The sequence below is a fragment of the Actinomadura geliboluensis genome (assembly GCF_005889745.1).
Classification (GTDB): Bacteria; Actinomycetota; Actinomycetes; order Streptosporangiales; family Streptosporangiaceae; genus Spirillospora; species Spirillospora geliboluensis.
Genome location: NZ_VCKZ01000623.1, coordinates 1 through 3,515 on the forward strand (window position 1 = coordinate 1; position 3,515 = coordinate 3,515).

General features: G+C 68.6%; 4 protein-coding genes and 1 pseudogene. 2 read left to right on the forward strand and 3 right to left on the reverse strand.

Features of this window, described 5'->3' with window-relative positions; all coding sequences use genetic code 11:
* Positions 1–92: 92 nt before the first annotated feature.
* Complete coding sequence (locus ETD96_RS42580) at positions 93–938, reverse strand: helix-turn-helix domain-containing protein (RefSeq protein ID WP_240808625.1); 846 nt, start codon at positions 936–938, stop codon at positions 93–95.
* A gap of 440 nt (positions 939–1,378) precedes the next feature.
* Here ETD96_RS42580 and ETD96_RS42585 point away from each other — a divergent pair, with 440 nt between their 5' ends.
* Together ETD96_RS42585 and ETD96_RS47835 are read left to right on the forward strand one after the other, a co-directional pair.
* Positions 1,379–2,050, forward strand: coding sequence for a hypothetical protein (locus ETD96_RS42585; protein WP_138642154.1), 672 nt, complete (start codon positions 1,379–1,381; stop codon positions 2,048–2,050).
* Between the two features lie 152 nt (positions 2,051–2,202).
* A complete protein-coding gene (locus tag ETD96_RS47835) occupies positions 2,203–2,448 on the forward strand; it encodes a DUF397 domain-containing protein (RefSeq protein WP_205719741.1) in 246 nt (81 codons plus the stop codon).
* A gap of 97 nt (positions 2,449–2,545) precedes the next feature.
* On the opposite strand, the gene ETD96_RS42595 is transcribed toward ETD96_RS47835, so the two are convergent.
* Together ETD96_RS42595 and ETD96_RS42600 are read right to left on the reverse strand one after the other, a co-directional pair.
* A complete protein-coding gene (locus tag ETD96_RS42595; protein ID WP_138642156.1) occupies positions 2,546–3,196 on the reverse strand; it encodes a lytic polysaccharide monooxygenase auxiliary activity family 9 protein in 651 nt (216 codons plus the stop codon).
* Between the two features lie 104 nt (positions 3,197–3,300).
* Positions 3,301–3,515: pseudogene (locus ETD96_RS42600) on the reverse strand (hypothetical protein); the annotation flags it as partial.

Consider the following 3,515-nt stretch of genomic DNA (forward strand, 5'->3'; position numbering starts at 1 on the left):
CGCGGATCCCCGTCCCGCATACGCCCCATGGCCACTTCGAACCGCCGCCGCGACATACCCCGACCCTACGACCCCCCACCGACACCGCGAGATCAAGAGCACCACTCGCGCCCGGCGGTGCGCTGGACCACGTCGACCGACTCCGCGGGCGTGAGGCTCCGCTGCGCGAGCCAGTCGAAGACACGGTGGTGCTCGTGCGTGACGATCTCGTCCTGGACGAGGCTCATCGGATGGCTTTCGCTGTGCACGACGGCGGGAAAGGTGACCTCGAAGGACGGCGCGAACTCCAGCAGTGTGAACGCGTGCAGCGCGGCGCTGTGATCAGCGCCCAGCGGCAGTATCCGCAATTCGACATTCGGCAGGCCCGCCAGTTCGACCAGCCGTTCCAGTTGCCGCCACATGATCGCGGCACCGCCGATGCGATGCAGGAGCACGGCCTCGTCCAAGATCACGGACAGCCGCAGGGAACGCGGTGCCCGCAGAAGTTCTTGGCGTTTCATGCGCACCTGGAGATCGCGTTCGACGACCGCCGGCGGCACGGGGACGATCTCCGCCCAGCCGAGGATCAGGCGGCGCGCGTAATCCTCCGTCTGCAGCAGCCCCGGCACGATCTGCGCCTCATAGGCGAGCGCGACGTCCGCCTCGTCCTCCAGCGCGCAGTAGGCGGCCTGGTCGGGCGGCAGGCCCGGGTAGCGGGTCCACCACCCCGGGTTGGCGGCCTCGCGCGCCAGGGCGAGCAGCTCGGTCAGCGCGTGGTCCTCGGCCCGGTACAGCTTGAGCATGCGCTTGACATCGGCCTCTCGCACCCCGATCCGCGCCGTCTCGATGCGGGAGACCTTGGACGCCGACCAGCGCAGCCGCCGGCCGACCGTCTCGGCGCTGAGACCACTGCCCTCGCGCATGCGGCGCAGCGCGACGCCGAGGCGACGCCGGCGCACGGACGGGGCTTGAGATGTCGGCACTGCCACTCTCCCCGAGGCCGGCCAGGAATGGCGGCGGCCACCTGGCGATGGAGATCTTGATTTGCTGGGGTAACTGGCCAACGGTCTGATGCGAAACCCGCAGTGCATGTTGCACCGCATATATTACCTCAAAAGTCGGTCCGTTCCGCGCGAGAATTCCAGAACGGCGTATCACCGCAAGGATAGACTTTCATGAACGCCCCTGTGCATCACGCCGTGCATGCTGCACTCGCATCGCGGGTCGGGCATATTGGGGGCAAGGGGAGTAAGTCGCCGCGGGTTCGCCCGCCTGCGGCGGAGCGTTGCGTCAGTGCCCGTGACCGCGATGGCGCGCCACCGGGACATGCCACCTCGGCGGTGGCGGCCTCTGCGTCGCGGACGACATGTCCGCCGGACGGGGATGGGAGGACGAAACCTTGCCCCTCTGCGGCCCCCTACATCGGAGCATCCTGGCACTCGACCTGGAGAGCTCGTCGACCCGCACCGACCTCGTCAAGGTCGAGCTGCGGAACCAGCTCTACCTGCTGCTGCACCGCGCGATGCGGGCGGCGGGGATCGACGAGCGGTTCTGCGAGCCCATCGAGGACCGCGGCGACGGCGTCCTCGTGCTCGTCCAGCCGACGGACGAGGTCCCGAGGTCCCGCCTGCTGGACCCGCTCATCCCCGTGCTGGCGCAGTTGCTGGGCGGCTACAACGCCGCGCTGCGGCCCGCCGACCGTCCCGACCGGCGGCTGCGCATGCGAGCGGTCGTCCACGCCGGCGACCTGCTCCGCGACGACCACGGGCCGTTCGGCGCGGAGATCGACGCGGCCATCCGGCTCCTCGACGCGGACGCGGTCCGCGCGGCGCTGCGGAACACCAACGCGCCTCTCGTGCTGGTCGTGTCGCAGCAGATCTATGAAGCGACCATCGTCCACGGATACTCCGGCCTGTGCCCGCAGTCGTACCAACGCGCGGTCGAAGTCAACGTCTGCGGCTTGACCCGCTATGGCTGGATCCACGTACCCGACGCCGAGGCGAGTGGGCACGTTCAGTTGCACGTCCTACCGGAGACGCTGCAACGTGCTGAGCTTCGGACCACCATCTAATCGCCGCTTTTGCCGAACACATTCGGCGTGCCGTCTCGCATTTGCTAGCCTGGCCCCGCCATTGTTGTGTCCTAGCTGCGCCCACACCCTCACCCATTGCTGAGTGCGGGGGTTTGCGCACCTCAGCCTAGGTAAGGGACACACACATGGCAATGGACGCCGAACGACCGACGGCACCTACCCGCCCGGCAGGGTCGGCGGACCAGGAGCGCAGTTGGCGCAAAAGCCGGTTCTGCGGGGCGAACACCGGGTGCCTTGAGGTGCGTCCTCTCGGGGCGGGGTCGACCGGCGTCCGCGACAGCGTCCTCGATGAGTCGAGCCCCGTCATCGTTCTCGACCGGGCCACGATGGCCGGGTTCCTCGGGCACATCAAAGCGGGCCGGCTCGACCTGAAATAGGAACCAGACGAACCGTCCCCCTTTTTGAGAATTGCAGAGGCCCGGAAGCAGGCGTCGCCCCGCTTCCGGGCCTCCGTATGGGAGCAGACGTGCCGATTCAGCGGAAGTTGACGTCGCTGCAGATGTAGTAGGACTGGTCCATGTGGGACGCCTGCCAGATCGTGTAGACCACGTGGCGGCCTGAGCGGCCGGGGGCGGTGACGTTGTCGATCACGTAGTTGTTGGCGGGGGCGTAGCGGCCGGTCTGGCGGACGAGTTCCAGGTCGCTCCAGCGCAGCGGCTGGGTGAGGGCGTCGTAGCCCTGGCGGGTGACGTAGACGAGAAAGTAGTCGGCGCCGTGGCTGGCCTGGTCGTACAGGTTGATGGAGAAGGTGCTGCCGATGTCGGTGGTCTTCCAGGGGCCGACGGCGTCCATGGAGCGGTAGCGGCCGCCTTCGGTCTGGCCGCCGCTGCAGAGCTGGCCGTCGGGGATGGCCCCCTGGTGGTCGCCGCCGACGTTGTTGCGGTAGAGGCCGTTCCAGTTCCACATGGCGTTGGGGTTGTCCTGCCATGCCTGCCAGCACATCGGGTCTTCCTGCTGCATGGCGGGGTTCTGGAAGTCGTCGCCCCAGCGGTCCCAGCAGCCGTAGTTGCGGGAGGCGGGGTCGATCACCGAGCCGTGGGCGGACGCCGTGTCGACCCAGAGGATCGGCAGGAGCGCCGCTCCGAGGAGGAGGGTGAGGGCACGGCGTATCCGGTCGCGTCGCATCGCGCGTTCTCCGTTCCGGTGGCGGGGGTGGCCGGACTGGAAGCGCTTCCAGTCGGCAGGCTAACCCGCGGTGCGATGGCGCGTCATGCGCGGCGTGAAAGCTTTCACGGGGCGGGGCGGCGGAGGTCCGTCCACAGGTCGGTGAGCAGGGTGGAGAGGGTCTGGACGGTCTCCGCGTCGGTGAGGGAGCGTTCGTGGGCCTCGGCGAGGGCCTCCAGGCGGGCCAGCTTGGCGAGGCCCAGGTCGGAGACGTGGACGGAGACGCGGCGGCGGTCGCGGGCGGAGTGGGAGCGGTAGAGGCTGTCTCTTATACCCATCT

Coding starts and splice junctions, on each gene's coding strand:
- ETD96_RS47835 (WP_205719741.1), top strand. CDS start 2,203: ATGGACGCCGAACGACCGACGGCACCTACCCGCCCGGCAGGGTCGGCG.
- ETD96_RS42595 (WP_138642156.1), bottom strand. CDS start 3,196: ATGCGACGCGACCGGATACGCCGTGCCCTCACCCTCCTCCTCGGAGCG.